12 protein-coding genes are annotated in these 18,206 nt (G+C 70.4%); 9 read left to right on the forward strand and 3 right to left on the reverse strand.

The window, feature by feature from the left end; translation table 11 throughout:
* Positions 1–16: 16 nt before the first annotated feature.
* The 7 genes from ACYVIP_RS24425 to ACYVIP_RS24455 all read left to right on the forward strand — a co-directional run bounded on the left by ACYVIP_RS24425 (position 17) and on the right by ACYVIP_RS24455 (position 12,207).
* Positions 17–3,286: a ThuA domain-containing protein gene (locus ACYVIP_RS24425; protein WP_460400210.1), complete on the forward strand. Its 3,270-nt coding sequence runs from the start codon at positions 17–19 to the stop codon at positions 3,284–3,286.
* A 195-nt stretch (positions 3,287–3,481) separates the two neighbouring features.
* On the forward strand, positions 3,482–5,119 hold the full coding sequence (locus ACYVIP_RS24430) for an ABC transporter substrate-binding protein (RefSeq protein WP_460400212.1): 1,638 nt from the start codon (positions 3,482–3,484) through the stop codon (positions 5,117–5,119).
* Positions 5,120–5,132: 13 nt separating this feature from the next.
* Positions 5,133–6,089 (forward strand): ABC transporter permease, encoded by a 957-nt coding sequence (locus ACYVIP_RS24435; RefSeq protein ID WP_460400214.1) that lies wholly within the window; start codon positions 5,133–5,135, stop codon positions 6,087–6,089.
* A gap of 94 nt (positions 6,090–6,183) precedes the next feature.
* Positions 6,184–8,142: a dipeptide/oligopeptide/nickel ABC transporter permease/ATP-binding protein gene (locus ACYVIP_RS24440; protein WP_460400216.1), complete on the forward strand. Its 1,959-nt coding sequence runs from the start codon at positions 6,184–6,186 to the stop codon at positions 8,140–8,142.
* Positions 8,139–9,113 carry an oligopeptide/dipeptide ABC transporter ATP-binding protein gene (locus ACYVIP_RS24445; RefSeq protein ID WP_460400218.1) on the forward strand — a complete coding sequence of 325 codons (975 nt, stop codon included), beginning with the start codon at positions 8,139–8,141 and terminating at the stop codon, positions 9,111–9,113. Before ACYVIP_RS24440 ends, ACYVIP_RS24445 begins: the two co-directional genes overlap by 4 nt.
* Before the next feature lie 11 nt (positions 9,114–9,124).
* A complete protein-coding gene (locus tag ACYVIP_RS24450; RefSeq protein WP_460400220.1) occupies positions 9,125–11,020 on the forward strand; it encodes an exo-alpha-sialidase in 1,896 nt (631 codons plus the stop codon).
* The gene (locus ACYVIP_RS24455; RefSeq protein WP_460400222.1) at positions 11,017–12,207 is read left to right on the forward strand and encodes a sialidase family protein; all 1,191 of its coding nucleotides are present in this window, start codon (positions 11,017–11,019) and stop codon (positions 12,205–12,207) included. Before ACYVIP_RS24450 ends, ACYVIP_RS24455 begins: the two co-directional genes overlap by 4 nt.
* Here the strand turns inward: ACYVIP_RS24455 and ACYVIP_RS24460 are convergent.
* On the reverse strand, positions 12,162–14,189 hold the full coding sequence (locus ACYVIP_RS24460) for a beta-galactosidase (protein ID WP_460400224.1): 2,028 nt from the start codon (positions 14,187–14,189) through the stop codon (positions 12,162–12,164). The genes ACYVIP_RS24455 and ACYVIP_RS24460 overlap by 46 nt on opposite strands.
* Positions 14,190–14,287: 98 nt before the next feature.
* Here ACYVIP_RS24460 and ACYVIP_RS24465 point away from each other — a divergent pair, with 98 nt between their 5' ends.
* Together ACYVIP_RS24465 and ACYVIP_RS24470 are read left to right on the forward strand one after the other, a co-directional pair.
* A complete protein-coding gene (locus ACYVIP_RS24465) occupies positions 14,288–15,202 on the forward strand; it encodes a dihydrodipicolinate synthase family protein (RefSeq protein ID WP_460400226.1) in 915 nt (304 codons plus the stop codon).
* A 21-nt stretch (positions 15,203–15,223) separates the two neighbouring features.
* The gene (locus ACYVIP_RS24470; RefSeq protein ID WP_460400228.1) at positions 15,224–15,940 is read left to right on the forward strand and encodes a FadR/GntR family transcriptional regulator; all 717 of its coding nucleotides are present in this window, start codon (positions 15,224–15,226) and stop codon (positions 15,938–15,940) included.
* 6 nt (positions 15,941–15,946) lie between these two features.
* On the opposite strand, the gene ACYVIP_RS24475 is transcribed toward ACYVIP_RS24470, so the two are convergent.
* Together ACYVIP_RS24475 and ACYVIP_RS24480 are read right to left on the reverse strand one after the other, a co-directional pair.
* Positions 15,947–16,855 (reverse strand): AEC family transporter, encoded by a 909-nt coding sequence (locus tag ACYVIP_RS24475; RefSeq protein ID WP_460400230.1) that lies wholly within the window; start codon positions 16,853–16,855, stop codon positions 15,947–15,949.
* Between the two features lie 5 nt (positions 16,856–16,860).
* Positions 16,861–18,206, reverse strand: a 1,346-nt coding sequence (locus ACYVIP_RS24480) for an aldehyde dehydrogenase (NADP(+)) (protein ID WP_460400232.1), incomplete at its 5' end; no start/stop codon positions are given.

The raw sequence follows: 18,206 nt of genomic DNA on the forward strand, positions 1-18,206 counted from the left end.
TGGAGGTGCGAGTTCCATGAGACCCACCGTAGGACGCCGGTTGCTGATCGGCGCCACCAGTCTTGTCCTCGTCGCGGCCGCCGCGCTGCCCGGAGTCGGCGCCGGTGCGGCCGCCGAACCCGGCGCGGTGGCCGCGGCGCCGAGCTATCAGGTGCTGGTGTTCACCAAGACCGCCGGCGACCGCCGACCGTCCATCAGGGACGGTGTGGCCACGATCCGGGAACTGGCCCGCAACAACGGTTTCCGAGTCACGGTCACCCAGGACGCGGCCGCGTTCACGCCGGCGAACCTGGCCAACCACCGCGCGGTGGTGTTCCTCAACACCACCGGCGACGTGCTCAACCCCGTACAGGAGAACGCGTTCGAGGACTACATCCGCGCGGGCGGGGGCTATGTCGGGGTGCACGCCGCCGCCGAGACCGAGCCGGACTGGGACTTCTACCAGGACCTGGTCGGCACCACGGTGGCCGGCGTGTCCGGGGTGAGCCGGGGCAACGTCGCGGTGGCCGACCGGGCCCACCCGTCGACCGCGTCGGTGCCCAGGACGCTCACGCTGACCGAGGAGTGGTACAACTTCGCGGCCAACGTGCGCGGCGCGCAGCACGTACTGGCCACTGTGGACGAGAAGTCGTTCACCGGCGGCACCATGGGTTTCGACCATCCGATCGCCTGGTGCCAGGACCACGTCGGCGGGCGCTCCTGGTACACCGGCCTCGGCCACTCCATCGAGTCCTATCGCAACCGCAACGTCCGCGAACATCTGCTCGGTGGCATCGAGTGGGCGGCCGGCGCGACCGACGGCGACTGCGGCGCGACCGTGCTCGGCAACTACGAAAAGGTCACCCTCAACGACGAGCCGGGCGAGCCGATGTCGCTGGCCGTCCTGCCCGACGGCCGGGTGCTGCACAACACCCGCGGCGGCGAGATCCGGCTCTACGACCCGGAAACCGGCGCCAGCCCGGTGATCACCACGGTGCCGGTCTACGCCCACGACGAGGACGGCCTGCAGACGATCTCGCTGGACCCGGACTTCGCGAACAACGGCTGGGTCTACGTCTACTACGCGCCACCGCTGGACACCCCGGTCGACGACCCGGCCACACCGGGGGTCAACGAGGGTGACGCACCGGCCACCAGCACCGACCCCGCGGCCTGGGACCCGTTCAAGGGCTACAACCAGCTCTCCCGGGTCAAGTTCGTCGAGTCGCCGACCCCGCACCTCGACCTGAGCACCGAGCAGCAGATCCTGCGGGTGCCGGTGGACCGGGGAATCTGCTGTCACGTGGCCGGCAAGGTGAAGTTCGACGGCAAGGGCAACCTGTACCTGATCACCGGTGACGACACCAACGCCGGCGGCTCCGACGGCTTCACCCCGATCAACGACTCGCCCAACCAGGGCCCCGGCTTCGACGCCCAACGTTCCTCGGCCAACACCAACGACCTGCGCGGCAAGGTGCTGCGGATCAAGGTGCGCGCCAACGGGACCTACACCAGCCCGAAGGGAAACCTGTTCCCCGAGGCGCAGGACCACGACGACCGGACGCGGCCGGAGATCTTCCTGATGGGCCTGCGCAACCCGTTCCGGTTCGATGTGGACAGTGCGGGCCGGGTGTACGTCGGCGACTACTCCCCCGACGCCCGCACTCCCGACCCGACCCGGGGACCGGAGGGCACCGGCCGGTGGTTCGCCACCAACAAGGCCGGCAACTACGGCTGGCCGTACTGCGTCTCGCCCAGCCTGCCCTACATCGACTACGACTTCGCCACCAGGACGTCCGGGGAGCGGTTCAACTGCGGCGCACCGGTGAACGACTCCCGGCACAACACCGGGCGCCGGGTGCTGCCGGCGGTCCAGCAACCGCAGTTCTGGTACACCTACCAGGACCGCACCCCGTGTGCCGGCGCGTACCTGGAGACGCCACCGGCCACGTGTGACTTCACCTGGCCGGTGATCGGCACCGGCGGGGTCGGCCCGCACGGCGGCCCGCTCTACACCTACGACCAGGCCAACGCCTCGGAGACGAAGTTCCCGGCCTACTACGACGACGCCGTGGTGTTCGGCGAGTTCACCAGGGACAAGCTGTTCATGATGCGCACCGACGGCCGGGGCAACCTGGTCGGCGTCGAGCAGTTCCTGCCCGGCGTGGTGTTCGACAACCCGATGGAGATGGAGTTCGGCCCGGACGGCAGCCTCTACGTGCTCGAGTACGGCGACGGGTTCTTCCGCCCGAACCCGGACGCGCAGCTCGCGGTGATCCGGTACGTGAAGGGCACCCGATCGCCGGTCGCGGTCATGGACGCCACCCCCACCTCGGGCACCGCGCCGCTGACCGTCCAGTTCGACAGTGCCGGCACCCACGAGCCGGACCCCGGCGAGACCATCACCCTGGCCTGGGACTTCACCAACGACGGCACCACCGACTCGACCGAGCCGGCGCCGGCGCACACCTACACCGCCAACGGCACCTACGCCGCGAAGCTCACGGTGACCGACTCCAGCGGGAAGAGCTCCGTGCTCACCCGCACGATCACCGTGGGCAACACGGCACCGACGGTGACGGTGACCGCACCGGTGGCCGGGTCGTTCTTCGACTGGGGTGAGTCGGTGCCCTACAACGTCACGGTCACCGACCCCGAGGACGGCACGATCGACTGTTCGCGGGTGACGGTCACGTTCGTGCTCGGGCACGACGAGCACGGGCACGGTCAGGGCTCGACCACCGGCTGTACCGGCACCCTGCCGACCCCGGCCGACGGCGGCGACCATGCCGGCGGCTATCTGTGGGGTGGCATCAGTGCCTCGTACACCGACCTCGGTGGGGGTGGACAGCCCGCGCTGACCACCATCGGCCAGACGGTCATCCAGGTGCCGCGCCAGCAGGCGGAGCACGCCAGGGTACGGCAGGGGGTCGACCTGACCGTGTCCACCGACACCGGTGGTGGGCTGCACGTGTCGGGGATCGACCAGGGTGACCATCTCGCGTTCGACCCGATCAACCTCGGGGCGGCCGACGCGATCACCTTCCGGTACTCGGGTGGCTCGGCCGGCACGGTCGGGCAGCCGAGGGCGGCGGTGGAGCTGCGGTTGGACTCGCCGACCGGTCCGCTGGTCACCACCGCCACGTTGGCGGCCACCAGCGGCAACAACGCGTGGGCCAGTCAGACCGTGCCGGTCGACCAACCGGCCGGTGGACATCGCCTCTACCTGGTGTTCACCGCGGTTCCCGGCGGACCGAGCACCGCTCTGGTCAACCTGAACTGGGTGGAGTTCACCAGGTCGGGATAACCACCCGGTGCGTTCACCCCAGTTCGCTGGGTGACGACTGAAGAGCCCTGAATGCCTCATTGAGGACGTTGAGCGTCCCCAATGAGGCATTCAGGGTGTTTTCGTTGTGTGACAAGCACGTTTCCACAATGTTCAGCCGACTCTTGACCTCCCGTGCGCACAGACCCTAAGGTTCTGCCAGTCATAGGACGTCCCATGTCCTATCTCGTGGCACAGGAGGCGCGGGTGTCCAGATTTCGATCCGGATTCGGTCAGGCAGTAAACCGGCGGGAGATGTTGCGCCTCACCGGGATCGCCGGTGTCGCGGCCGCCTTCTCGTCAACTCTCGCCGCGTGCGGCGGCCCCGCCTCCACGAACTCGACCGGCGACACCGCCGACTCGATCACCGCGGTGGTCGGCTACGGCAACAACCAGACCTGGGACCCGCTGCAGACGGCGTCCGCCTTCTCCATGGCCGCCATCCTGCACTGTTACGAGTCCCTTGTGGAGGGTGACCCGCTCACCCGCGAGCCATACGCCGGCCTGGCCAAGGAACTGCCAGCGGACGTCACCGGCACCAGCTTCACCATCGAGCTGCGCGACGGCGCGAAGTGGCACGACGGCAAGCCGGTGACCACCGACGACGTCGTGTTCACCTACGCCAGGGCACTCGACCCGAACGAGAACGTGCTGGTCCGCACGTTCTTCGACGGCTGGCTGCAGGAAGTGCGCAAGGTCGACGACAAGAAGGTCGAGTTCGTCCTCAGCAAGCCGTTCCCCTATGTACTGCAACGCATCCAGACGGTCAAGATCGTCCCCAAGCACGTCTTCGACGGCAAGTGGGCCGACGCGATCGCCGGCAAGGTGGTCGGCTCCGGCCCGTACAAGATCACCGAGCAGGCCCCGCTGTCGCACACCCGCTTCGAGCGGTTCGACGACTACAACGGCCCCCGGCCGGCGATCTACAAGTCCATGCTGTGGAACTCGATCGTCGACGCCGCACCCCGGGTCGCCAAGATCTCCGGCGCCGAGCCGGCCGCGCAGATCGTGGAGAACATCCCGCCGGCCAACGCCGACCAGCTCGAGAAGGACGGCCGGACCGTCGAGTTCGCCGACGGCGGCAACAACCTGTGGCTGATGTTCAACACCACGCACGCGCCATATGACAACAAGCTGGTCCGCCAGGCGCTGCACCACGCGATCGACAAGGACAAGATGATCGAGGTCGGCCTGAAGGGCAAGGGCACGGCCGGCCTCTCGTTCATCAACCCCAACCTGGACACCGCCCAACCAGCGGCCAACGACCTCGCCTACGACCCGGACAAGGCCAAGGAACTGTTGCAGCAGGCCGGTGTCAGCGGCCTGTCGGTCACCCTGTCCACCACGAACACCACGCTGGTCATGGACTGTGTGAACGTGATCAAGGAGGGCTGGGACGCCATCGGCGTCACGACCACTTTGGACACCCAGGACACCAAGGCGCTGTTCTCCAAACTGGACAGTGGGGCCGACTTCCACGTCGTGGCCACCACGCAGAACGCCGAGCAGTTCGGCAACGACCCCGACCTGCTCATCCGCTACTACTACTCGGGCGCCGGCGTGTCCGCCAAGTACTCCAAGTGGACCGGGGCCAAGGCGTTGCTGACCCAGCTCGACCAGGCGACCGCCGAGGCCGACGACGCCGCGCGCGAGCCGCTGACCAAGAAGGTGCTGGACACGCTGGCCGACGAGGCGGTCGTGTACCCGATCGTCTTCACCCACAACGGAACCGCGTGGGACCCGAAGGCGCTGTCCGGGGTGCGCGCCCAGGGCTATCCCGGCATCAACCTGAACCAGGCCGAGCCGGTCGCGTGACGGGACCAGTCTGGTGATCGTCCTGCGGATGCTGCTCGGTCGCATCCTCTCGCTGATCCCGCTGCTGCTCGGTGTCACGCTGTTCGTGTTCATCGTGATGCGGTTCGCGCCGACGGACCCGGCACTGGCCGCGTTCGACGGCGCGAACGCGACCGATGAGCAGCTCGACCAGTTCCGCCGGGAGAACGGGCTGTTGGACCCATGGCCGGTGCAGTACGGCCGGTTCATCTGGCAGCTCATGCAGGGCGACTTCGGCACCAGCCTGATCGGCAAGCAGCCGGTGGCCGACATCATCACCACCGCGCTGCCGCTGACCGTGCAGCTGACGTTGATGGGGCTGGTCATCGCGATCGTCGTGTCGCTGGTGCTCGGGGTGGTCTCCGCGGTCTTCCGGGACCGCTGGCCAGACCAGCTCATCCGGGTGGTCTCGCTGGCCGGGGTGGCGGCCCCGGCGTTCTGGATCGCGCTGCTGCTCGTGCAGTGGCTCGCCGTCGGCGAGGGGTTGTTCCCCACCAGTGGTTACGTCAGCATCAACGACTCGTTCTCCGGCTGGCTGAACTCGATGACCCTGCCGGCGGTGTCGCTCGCGATGCCGGTCGCCGCCCAGCTGACGAGGATCATCCGCACGTCGATGGTCGAGGAGCTGGACAAGGACTACGTGCGCACCGCGCGCGGCGGCGGCCTGCCGCCGGTGGTCGTGGTCGGCCGCAACGTGCTGCGCAACGCCCTGGTCACCCCGCTGACCGTGCTCGGGCTGCGGTTGGGCTACCTGCTCGGCGGCGCGGTCGTCATCGAGACGATGTTCGCGCTGCCGGGGATGGGGCAGAACATGATCCAGGCGGTCAACGACGGCGACAGCGCGAAGGTCCAGGGCTTCGTGATCACGATCGCGATCGGCTTCGTGCTGGTCAACCTGATCGTCGACATCCTCTACCTGCTGGCCAACCCCCGCCTCCGGAGCCACTCGTGATCCGCAACCGCAGCGAAGGGTCCCTTCACTGCGTCCAGTGCAGCGAAGGGACCCTTCGCTGCGTTCCGACCGGGACCCGTGAGGGGGTGGCTTGATGCGGCGGGGGTTGACTGAGCGGTTGAGTCGGGGCGGCGGGGTTCGGTTCCGGCGGTTGGGGGTCACGTCCTGGATCTCGCTCGCGGTGTTGGTGCTGCTCGCGCTCGCGGCGGTGTTCGCGCCGCTGATCAGCGCGCACGACCCGTACCTGCTTGGCTCCGATGTGGACGGTCCGACCGGGGACCACTGGTTCGGCACCGACTCCTCCGGGCGCGACATCTTCTCCAGGGTCATGCACGGCGCCCGCTGGTCGCTGGCGATCGGCCTTGGCGCCACGGTGCTCGCGCTGGTCGTCGGCGCGCTGATCGGCGCGATCGCGGCCACCTCCGGCCGCCGGGTCGACGAGACGATCATGCGGATCCTCGACGTGGTGATGGCCTTCCCCGGGATCGCGCTGGCCGCGGTGCTGGTGGCGGTGTTCGGCCGCGGCATCCTGGTGCTGATCCTCGCGCTCGGCTTCCTCTACATGCCGTCGGTGGCCAGGGTCGTGCGGGCCAACGTGCTCGCGCAGTACAGCGAGGACTACGTCGACGCCGAGCGGATCATCGGCGCCAAGCGCGGCTACATCCTCAGCCGGCACGTCGCGGTCAACTGCGCGGCCCCGGTGCTGGTGTTCTGCACGGTGATGGTGGCCGACGCGATCGTCTTCGAGGCGTCCCTGTCGTTCATCGGCGCCGGCATCCAGCAGCCGGACCCGTCCTGGGGCTCGGTGCTGGCCAACGGCAAGGAGCTGGTGCTCACCGGCGGCTGGTGGGCGACCCTGTTCCCCGGCCTGATGATCCTGGTCACCGTGCTCACGCTGAACGTGCTCTCCGAAGGGATCTCCGACGCGTGGGCGCGCCCGTCCGCGCGCCGGGCCCGCGCCGGCAAGGCCGCCAAGGAGGCGGCCGAGGCACCGGCGGCCATCGAGGAACGCGTCGCACCGGTACTGCCGATCGAGGGCCTGCGGGAAGCGGGCCAGCGGCTCGGCGCGCGCACCCGCGATCTGTCCGGAAGGGACACCGTGCTCGACGTCGAGCACCTGGCGATCTCGTTCCGGGACCGGCACAACGGCGTCCGCGTGGTCGACGACGTGTCCTTCTTCGTCCGTTCCGGCGAGGTGCTCGGCCTGATCGGCGAGTCCGGGTGCGGCAAGACGTTGACCTCACTGGCGATCATGGGGCTGCTGCCGGACACCGCGCAGGTCGCCGGCCAGGTCCGGTTCGCCCAACGGGACCTGCTCGCGCTCAGCCCGCGCCAGCGCCGCCGCTACTTCGGCCACGACCTGGCGATGATCTACCAGGACGCGCTCAGCTCGCTGAACCCGGCGATGACGATCCGCTCGCAGCTCAAGCAGTTCACCCGGCGCGGCGGCACCCGCACCCCGGCCGAGCTGCTCGAGCTGGTGAACCTCGATCCGGAGCGCACGCTGCGCGCCTACCCGCACGAGCTGTCCGGCGGACAGCGCCAGCGGGTGCTGATCGCGATGGCGCTGTCGCGCGACCCGCGACTGATCGTCGCCGACGAGCCGACCACCGCGCTGGACGTCACCGTGCAGGCCCAGATCATGCAGTTGTTGTTGCGGCTGCGGGAGGAGCTGGGGTTCGCGCTGGTACTGGTGTCCCACGACCTCGCGCTGGTGTCCGAAGTGGCCGATCGGGTCGTGGTCATGTACGGCGGGCAGGTCGCCGAGACCGGCACCATCGCCCAGGTGGTCGGCGCACCCCGCCACCACTACACCCGCGGTCTGCTGAGCGCGGTGCTGTCGTTGGAGGAGAACAAGGCCACGCTCACCCAGATCAAGGGTGTGGTGCCCTCCCCGGCGGACTTCGCGCCGGGCTGCCGCTTCGCCGACCGGTGCCCGGCCGCGCGTGACATCTGCCGCCACGAGCAGCCGATCGCCGACGGCGACACGTTGACCCACCGGGTCGCCTGCCACTTCCCGGCCGAACAGCCCGCGGAGGTGGTCGCGCCATGACTCCCCAGTCGACTCCCCTGTTGGAACTCGACGACGTGCACGTGGTGCACCGGATCCGGGCCGCGCGGCTGTTCGGCCACGACAACGTCTACGCGCTCACCTCCGCCGGCCTGGTGCTGAATCCAGGTGAGACGGTCGGCGTGGTCGGCGAGTCCGGGTGCGGGAAGTCCACTTTGGCCAAGGTGATCGTCGGCCTGCAGCGCCCGACCAAGGGATCCGTGCACTACCAGGGCGAGTCGCTGTGGGGGATGACCTCGGCGGAGCGGGCGAGCAGCTTCGGCCGCAACGTCGGGATGATCTTCCAGGACCCGACGACCGCGCTCAACCGGCGACTGTCGGTGGAGAAGATCATCCGGGACCCGCTGGACGTGCACCGCGACGGCACCCCGGCGCAGCGCGCCGACCGCGTCCGTGAGCTGATGTCGTTGGTTGGCCTGCCGGACAGCGTCGCGGACGCGGTTCCCGGTCAGCTCTCCGGCGGACAGCGCCAACGCGTCGCCATCGCGCGGGCGCTCGCGCTGCGGCCGGCGCTGCTGGTGGCCGACGAGCCGACCTCCGCGCTGGACGTGTCGGTCCGCGCGCAGATCCTGAACCTGCTCATCGACCTGCGGGAGCGGCTCAACCTCGCGATGGTGTTCGTGTCCCACGACATCCAGACCGTGCGCAAGATGAGCGACCGGATCATCACCATGTACCTGGGGCGCATCGTCGAGGAGGCGCCGGCCACCGCCGTGCCGGACGGCACGCACCACCCGTACATGCGGGCGTTGTTCTCCGCGACGCCGAGCCTGCTGCACGACGTCGAGCCGATCATCCTCAGTGGACCGGTGCCATCGGCGACCAGACCGCCGAGCGGCTGCGGGTTCCGCACCCGCTGCTGGAAGGCCACCGACGAGTGCGCCACCGAAGTTCCCCCGCTGGCCACCGCGGCCGAGGGCCATACCTACCACTGCATCCACCCAGAGTCGTAGAGGAAGTGCTCGTGAGAGCTCCACTGCTCGTCGGCGCGCTGTGCGCCGTGCTGGTCGGTTCGCTCGCCCAGTCCACCGCCCAGTCCTCGGCCGAGACCGCGCCAGCGCCGTTCATCGAACAGCAGGTCCTGTTCAACGCCGCCAACGAGCAGGGCTACGCCTGCTTCCGCATCCCGGCGATCGTGCGCGGTCCACAGGGGACACTGCTGGCCTTCGCCGAGGGCAGGGTGGACAACTGCGGTGACACCGGCGACATCGACGTCGTGCTGAAGCGGTCCACCGACGGCGGCCGGACCTGGTCACCGCTCTCGCTGGTGAACGAGGGCCTCGGGGACACCCACGGCAACCCGGTGCCGATCGTGGACGAGGTCACCGGCCGGATCTTCCTGTTCACCACCTACAACGCCGGCCGGGACGACGACGGGCCGTGCGCGACGCCCTGCGCCCGCACGCCGCACCTGCAGTACAGCGACGACGACGGTCGCACGTGGACCGAGCCGGTCGACATGAGCGAGCACGTGACGCTGCCCGAGTGGGACTGGTGGATCGCCACCGGTCCGGTGCACGGCATCCAGCTCACCCGGGGCCGGCACGCCGGCCGGCTCGTGTTCGGGGTCAGCGGCGAGGCGAGCAACGGCACGCAGGCCTACGCCAACGACGGCGCGCTGGTCTACAGCGACGACCACGGCGAGAGCTGGCAGGTCGGCGCGGTCGGCCGCACCGAGTTCACCCCTGGCGGCACGTTCACCCAGAAGCCGCAGGAGATCACCGTGACCGAGCTGGCGGACGGCTCGGTGTACGCGAGCGCCCGCGAGCAGGGTGGCACGGCCGTCGGCAACCGGTCCTTCGCGGTCAGCCGGGACGGCGGCGAGTCGTTCAGCACCGACTGGACCGCGATCCCCGACCTGATCACCCCGACCGTCCAGGGTGCGGTGCTGCGCCTGCGGCGGGCGGGGCGCGGGGACCGGATGCTGTTCTCCGCGCCGTCGGACACCGACCGGCGGCGGTGGATGATGATCCGCTCGTCCTACAACGGCGGACGCACCTGGGACAGCGCCGAACAAGGCACCAAGATCACCAACGACTGGTCCGGCTACTCCGATCTGGTGCAGATCACCGACCAGCGGGCGCGGTCGACCGAGATCGGACTGCTCTACGAGGGCGGCCCGGTGGACGCCCGCGACGAGATCCGCTTCACCAGGTTCAACGAGGAGTACCTCGGCTGGCGTGAGCCGGTCGGTCCGACCACTGTGGACACTTCGCGGAACCGGACACCGAGCTACGTGCTCGGGGACGCGCGGACCACGGCCGGGAAGTTCGGCCGGAGCCTGGAGTTCGACGGTGTCGACGACTACCTTCGGGTGCCCTACCACCCCGCGCAGCTGCCAGGCGACGGCGACCTGACGATCAGCATGTGGTTCCGCTACGGCATCGCCAGGGGCGACCAGTCGCTGGTGTGGCTTGGCGGCATGGGCACCACCGCACCACAGCTGTGGCTGCGCGCCGAGCCGGGCAGCAACCGGCTGCGGGCATTGATGACCACCGCCGAGGGCAGCGCGTCGGTCCAGACCACCGAGGCCTACGACGACGGCCAGTGGCACCACGTCGCGGTGCAGCGCTCCGCCGGACAGCTGCTGCTGTGGGTGGACGGCGAGCGGGTCGCGGCCGGTCCCGCGGTCGCCGGCTCGCTCAGTGAGCGGGTGAACTTCCAGCTGCACCTCGGCCAGCGGCAGGACTACCAACAGCGCCTGCTCGGTGGGCTGGACGAGGTCCGGTACCACGACCGCGCGCTGAGCCCGGCCGAGCTCGACCGGCTTCGACTGTCCAACAGGGACGTATCGGCGGGCGAGGTGCTGCACCTGCCGCTCGACCGGGTCAACCCCATTCAAGGAGGCGTACGACCGTGAGGAAATCCCGTGTGGCGTTAGCCGCGCTGGCCGTCGCGATGCTGGGCGTTCCGCTCGCCCAGCCGGCGGCCGCGACCCCCCGTCCCGGCTGCACCTCGGTGCCCTACACCTCGGGCACCGAGGGCTATCACACCTTCCGCATCCCGGCGGTGGTCCAGGGCAAGGGCGGCACAGTGCTCGCCTTCGCCGAGGGCCGGGTCGAGTCGGCTGGCGACAGCGGCGCGATCAAGGTCGTACTGCGCCGGTCGACCGACGGCGGTTGCTCGTGGGGACCGATGTCGGTGGTGTCCACCAACGGCGACGCCACCGCCGGCAACCCGGCACCGGTGGTGCTCCCCGGCGGCGACATCGTGCTGCTGACCACCACCAACGGCCGGGTCTCCGAAAAGGAGATCATGTCCGGCGAGGTGTCCCCTGAGGACAGTCGGCGGGTCTTCGTCCAGCGCAGCGAGAACAACGGCCGCAGCTGGACCACGCCCAAGGAGATCACCTCCGTCGCCAAGAAGGCGGACTGGCGCTGGTATGCCACCGCCCCCGGCCACGCGATCGTGCTCAAGCACGGCCGCCACGCCGGCCGGATCGTGGTGCCCGCCAACCACTCGGTCGCCCCGCCCGCCGGCTCGTCCGACATCGGCAACGAGGCCAAGTACTACGGCGGCCACGACCTGATCAGCGACGACGGCGGCCGGACCTGGCGGATCGGCTTCACCGAGGACATCGGCGACACCACCATCGCGTCCAACGAGACGACCGTCGCCGAGCTGCCGGACGGCCGGCTGTACTTCAACGCCCGCAACCAGGGCACCGGCACGAACCGCGTCGACGGCTACAGCCTGGACGGTGGCAAGTCGCTCGCCGCGCCCTACGCCCAGCAGCCTGGGCTGAGCATTCCCAAGGTGCAGGGCACCGTGCTGCAGACCGTGCGGCCGCACACACTGCTGTTCTCCGGCCCGGCCAACCCGACCGCCCGCCGCTCGCTGACGATCAGGGCGAGCGCGGACGGCGGGGCGACCTGGCGGACGGCACACGTGGTGTCCGACGCGCCGGCCGCGTACTCCGATCTCGTCCAGCTGTCCGGCTCGAAGATCGGGCTGCTGTACGAGACCGGCGTCAGCGGCAGCTACGAGACGATCACCTTCACTCAGCTCTCCCTGCGCGAGCTGGCCAAGCCCGACGCCGCCAGTTGAGCGACCAGCACATCCCGACCGGCGAGCCGCGCCTCGGTAGGCAGCGGCTCGCCGGTCAGTGCGTCCACCGCACCGGCCGGCAGCGGCACGACCGCGTCGGTGTCGTTGTGGTTCAACAGGAACAGCCAACGGCCGGACCCCTGCCGCTCGACCACCTCGACCCCGGCTGGCACGCCGGGCAGCACGGGTCCGACGCCGGCGTCGGCGAGCACGCGGCCGACCACGACGGCCATGGTCGCCTCGTCCGGCCGGGTGCCGAGATAGCTGGCGACACCGGCGCCGAACTCGTTGCGCAGCACGGCTGGCCGCCCGGCGAGCGTGCCGGTGGCGAACGTGTCCAGCACCTCGGCACCCGCCGCGGTGATCCACTCCGACCAGTGGCTACCGGTGCCGCCAGCGCCGAGCGCGATGGTGCCGGCCTCGGCCAGCGGCCAGAACTCCTCCACGGTGAGGCCGAGCAGTTCGCGGAACGGCCCGGGATAGCCGCCGAGGTGCACCCGGTCGTTGCCGTCGACGATGCCGGAGAAGAACGACATCAGCAGGTGTCCGCCAGCCCGGACGTAGTCCACCAGCCGTCGCGCGACGTCCAGCTCGACCGCGTAGAGGTTGGGCACCACGACCAGCCGGTAGCCGCTGAGGTCGACGGTCGGCGCGACCACGTCGACCGCGACCCGTTCGTTCCACAGTGGACGGTAGTGCGCCAGGTCGGTCTCCTCGAGGGTGAGCGTCGAGGACGGCAGCGCGTTGCCCTGCAGCGCCCAGCCGTTGGCCCAGTCGGTCAGCAGCGCGACCGGCGCGTCGACCGTCGAGCCGAGCAGCGGCTCGAGCCGTGCCAGCTCCGCGCCGAGCGCCGCGACCTCGCGGTAGGTCCTGGTCTCCTTGCCACCGTGGGGAACCATCGCCGAGTGGAACCGTTCGGCACCGCCCCTGGACTGGCGCCACTGGAAGTACATCACCGCGTCCGCGCCGCGGGCGATCGCCTGGTAGCTCCAGCGCCGCAGCTGGCCGGGTTCCTTGGGGGCGTTGCGGGTGCGCCAGTTCACCGCGCTGGGCGCCTGTTCGAGCAGCAGCCACGGCGCGCCGTGCTGGGCACGCATCCGGTCGAACGTCATGGCCGCCTGGACCACGGTCGTCGGGTCGTGCGGGTCGGGGTAGGAGTCGTAGGAGACCACGTCCAGGTGTGGCGCCCAGTCGGCGACGTCGATCCGGTGCCAGGCCCCGACGAAGTTCGTGGTGATCGGCACATCCGGCGTTACGCGGCGCAGAATCCGCTTCTCCAGCAGGAAACAGTCCAGCAGCGCGGCGGAGGAGAACCGCTTGTAGTCGACCACCTGTGCCGGGTTGGGAAACGTCGGCGCGGTGCGCGGCGGGTACACCTGCGCGAAGTCGCCGTAGCGCTGCGACCAGAAGGTGGTGGACCACGCGTCGTTGAGCGCGTCCACCGAGCCGTACCGGTCGGCGAGCCAGCCGCGGAACGCCTCGGCGGAGGTGTCGCAGAAGCATTCCGGTACGTGGCAACCGTATTCGTTGTTCACGTGCCACATGGCCAGCGCCGGGTGGCCGGCGTAGCGCTCGGCAATGGTCTCCACCAACCGGGCGGCGTGCTCGCGGTAGACCGGGCTGGATGGGCAGTAGTGCTGGCGCCCGCCCGGCCAGAGCACGGTGCCGTCCGCGCGGCGGGGCAGCGTTTCCGGGTAGCGGTGGGCCAACCACGGCGGCGGGGACGCGGTCATGGTGGCCAGGCAGACGCCGATCTCGTTGTCCGCCAAGCGATCCAACACGCGGTCGAACCAACCGAAGTCGTGCCGTCCCGGCTCGGGCTCGACGACCGCCCAACTGAAGATACCGGCGGAGACCATGGTCACCCCGGTCTCGCGCATCAGCGCCATATCCTCGTCCCACAACGACTCCGGCCACTGTTCCGGGTTGTAGTCGGCCCCGTACGCGAACCGGCCCAACCGGTTCCGGACGATCGAGCTCATGGTGATGACACCCCTGTTCGGCGTAGGACATTGGACATAGGACGTAGGATGTCGGGTGACCGTATGGCACCCGTTCCCGGTCCGCAAGGGAGACAGTCTTGACACAGCTCGACGGCGGCGTTGTCCCGCCCGTGTGCACCCCGCTGACGCCAGAACGGGAGCTGGACGTGGCATCGCTGGAACGCCTCGCCGCGTTCCTCATCGACGCCGGCGTACACGGCCTGTTCGTCACCGGGTCCACCGGCGAGGTCGCCTACCTCCCCGACGACACGCGGTACCGGGCGCTGGAAGTGGTCGCCGGGGTGGCGGCCGGCCAGGTGCCGGTGCTCGCCGGGATCATCGACACCACCACGCCCAGGGTGATCGAGCACGCGCGCGCGGCCAAGGCGTCCGGCGCGGACATGTTGGTGGCGACCGCGCCGTTCTACGCGCCGACCCACCCATCGGAGTTCCCCGGCCACTTCCGGGCCATCCGCGCGGCGGTCGACCTGCCGCTGTTCGCCTACGACATCCCCGTCTCGGTCGGTTCCAAGCTGCCCACCGACGTCGTCGTGGAACTGGCGCAGGACGGCACCCTGGCCGCGTTGAAGGACTCCAGTGGCGACCTGGACGGGCTGCGCGACGTGCTGTCGGCCACCGACCGCGCCACGTTCCAGTGCTACTCGGGTTCGGAGACCCTCGCCGACCTCGGGCTGTTCATCGGCGCGCACGGGTTGGTGCCGGGGGTGGGGAACTTCGACCCGCACGGCTACGTCCGGCTCTACGAGGCGGCCCGTCAGCAGGACTGGGAGACCGCCCGCGCCGAACAGGCCCGGCTGCGGCGGCTGTTCGAGGTGATCCGGGTCGGCGGCAACCGGATCGGCCGGTACTCCTCGGCGATCGGCGCGTTCAAGGAGGCGTTGGTCGCCCGCGGCGTGATCGCCAACGCGACCACGAGCCTGCCGATGATCGCGTTGACCGACGCGGAACGCGATGCAGTGCGGCTCCACCTCGCCGACGCCGGTCTGCTCTAAGGTTCCACGCGGGAGGTCCTCGTGACGCAGCACACGCCGGCCAAGTTGGCCACCAGAATGGGTCGGGCGATCAGAGATGAGATCACCGGGCTGATTCTCAGCCGTGGCCTGAAGTCGGGTGACCCGCTGCCCACCGAGACCGAACTGGTCGAGACGCTCGGGGTCAGCCGCAACTCGGTCCGGGAGGCGCTCAAGGCGTTGCAGGCGCTGGACATCGTGGAGATCCGCCACGGCTACGGCACCTATGTCGGCCGGCTGTCGCTCGACCCGCTGGCCGACGGGCTCACCTTCCGCGCGCTGCACGACATCGGCCGCGACCTGCGTTCGATGGAGGAGATCCTGGAGGTGCGCGAGGCGCTGGAGAACGCGTTGATCCGGCGCGTCGCGGCCACCGTCCCGGACACCGACCTCGCCGCGCTCGACGAGGTCACCCGCAGGATGAGTGACCGCGCCAAGTCCGGCGAGACCTTCGCCGACGAGGACCGGGAGTTCCACGAGATCCTGTACCGCTCGCTGAACAACGCGTTGGTGACCCAACTGCTGCGGGCGTTCTGGGACGTCTTCCACCGGGTCAACCACCGGCTCGGCGTCACCGATCCGCATCCCCTGCAGACGGTGCGCCGGCACCGGGCGATCGTCACCGCGCTGCGCAAGCACGACGTGGCCCGCGCGGAGATCGCGATGACCGAGCACTTCCGCAACCTGGACGTCCGAGTCTCCCAACTCCGCTCCCCCTAGCTCGCGTTAGGTCAGCAATACCGCGATGCCGGCGAGTACTGGTACTGAGCCCAGGGTGCTGAGCAGCACCACGTCGCGGGCCAGCGCGGTGCCGCGGTCGTAGGCGGCGGCGTAGACGAACACGTTCTGCGCCGTCGGCAGGGCCGAGGTGACGGTGACCGCGAGCAGGGCGAGCCCGTGCAGTCCGGCCACCCACCGCCCGAGCGCGTAGGCGAACACCGGCTGGGCCAACGTCTTGAGCACCACGGCGAGCCACACCTGCCCGGCCGCGTCGCCCGCGGCCGGGCGGGGCGCGCCGTTGAGGTTCATGCCGTAGGCCAGCAGCGCGGCCGGCACCGCGAGCGCGGCCAGCAGCTCGACCGGCTGGGCCACCACGGTCGGCAGCCGCCACCCGCTGGCCCCCACCGCGAGCCCGAGCACGCAGCCGACGACGATCGGCGTGCGCAACGGCCCGGTGAGCTGCCGCAGGCGGGAGTCGCCTGCCCGCGAGCCGGCGAGCACGCTCAACCCGACCGGCGCGAGCACCAGCACCTGGAACAGCAGCACCGGCGCGACATAGGACGCGTCGCCGAGCACGTACACCGAGATCGGCAGGCCGAGGTTGGCGGCGTTGACATAGGAGGACGCGAGCGCGCCGGTCGCCAGGTGTGCCGGCGACGACCGCCAGCGCCACCTGGCGAACACCATGTAGAGCAGCGCGCACACCAGCGCGCTGCCCCCGGTCGCGATCAGCGCCGGCGAGGCCAGCACGCCGGGGTCGGCGTCGGCCAGGGTGAGCAGCAACAGCGCCGGCGTCGCCACGAAGTACGACAGCCGTGACAGCACACCGGCCGCGTCGTCGCCGAGCACCCGGACCCGGCCGGCGACCCACCCGACGGCGATGACCGCGACCAGGGCGCCGAACCCGGCGAGCACCGACGTCAGGGCAGCTCCAGCACGCCGTCGACGCGGCGCGGGATGGCCCCGTAGTCGTCGGCCAGTTCGGCCGGCAGTACGTCGGCCGGCGCGTTCTGCCAGGTCACCGGGCGCAGGAAGCGCCGGATGGCCGTGGTGCCGACGGAGGTGTGCTGGGTGTTGGTCGACGGCCACGGGCCACCGTGGTGCTGTGCCCAGGACACCGCGACGCCCGTGGGGTAACCGTCGTAGACCAGCCGCCCGGCCCGCGCCAGCAGTCGCTGCGACAGCGCCAGCGCGGTCTCGCCCGCGCCGCGCAGCACGCTCGCGGTCAGCGACGACGGCAGCCGCGCCAGCGTCGCGAACAGCTCGTCGTCCCCGGCGTAGCGCACGACGACGGTGACCGGGCCGAAGCACTCCTCGGTGACCGCCGCCGGCAGCCGGCCGGCCGACGTGCCGAGCAGCAGCGGTGTCGCGGTGAACCCGGAGCCATCCGCGTCCACCCCGCGGGCGAGCACCTCGACCCCCGGCGCGTCGGCCAGTTCGGCCGCGCCGCGACCGAACGAGTCGGCGATCCCCTCGGTGAGCAACACCTGCTGGCCGGTCTCCCGTACCGCGCCGGCCATCGCGCCGACCACACCGTCGCCCGCGTCCCCGGCCGGCACCAGCACCAGGCCCGGTTTCGTGCAGAACTGCCCGGCGCCCAACGTGAACGAGCCGACCAGCTCACGGCCGATCGTCTCGGCGCGTTCGGCCGCGGCCGCCGGGGTGACCACGATCGGGTTGAGGCTGCCGAGCTCACCGAAGAACGGCACCGGCTCCGGCCGCTGCTCGATGATCGCCAGCAGCGCCCGCCCGCCGGCCACCGAGCCGGTGAAGCCGACCGCGCGGATGGCCGGGTCGGCGACCAGGTCGGCACCCGCGCGCACCCCGTGCACCAGACCGAGCGTGCCATCGGGCGCGCCCGCCTCGCCGGCCGCCAGGGTGAGGATCTCGAAGCACAGCTGGGAGGTCGCCGGGTGCGCGCCGTGCGCCTTGACCACCACCGGGCAGCCGGCGGCGAGCGCGGCCGCGGTGTCCCCGCCGGGCACGGAGAAGGCCAGCGGGAAGTTGCTCGCGCCGAAGACCGCGACCGGGCCCAGCGGCACGAGCATCCGGCGCAGGTCCGGGCGCGGGCCCATGGGCGTGTCGCCGGCGTGGTCGATCGCGGCCTCGAGGTAGCCGCCGTCGGTGAGCACGTCGGCGAACAGCCGTAGCTGGTAGGCGGTTCTGGTCAGCTCGCCGTTGAGCCTTGGCTGGCCGAGCGCGGTCTCCCGGTCGGCGACGGCGACCACGTCCGCGCGCCGGGACTCCAGCCCGTCGGCCAGCACGC

This window comes from Actinophytocola sediminis (genome assembly GCF_054779715.1).

Excerpts from the sequence above, each read along its gene's own strand:
- ACYVIP_RS24425 (WP_460400210.1), top strand. The coding sequence starts at position 17 with ATGAGACCCACCGTAGGACGCCGGTTGCTGATCGGCGCCACCAGTCTT.
- ACYVIP_RS24430 (WP_460400212.1), top strand. The coding sequence starts at position 3,482 with ATGTCCTATCTCGTGGCACAGGAGGCGCGGGTGTCCAGATTTCGATCC.
- ACYVIP_RS24440 (WP_460400216.1), top strand. The coding sequence starts at position 6,184 with ATGCGGCGGGGGTTGACTGAGCGGTTGAGTCGGGGCGGCGGGGTTCGG.
- ACYVIP_RS24445 (WP_460400218.1), top strand. The coding sequence starts at position 8,139 with ATGACTCCCCAGTCGACTCCCCTGTTGGAACTCGACGACGTGCACGTG.
- ACYVIP_RS24460 (WP_460400224.1), bottom strand. The coding sequence starts at position 14,189 with ATGAGCTCGATCGTCCGGAACCGGTTGGGCCGGTTCGCGTACGGGGCC.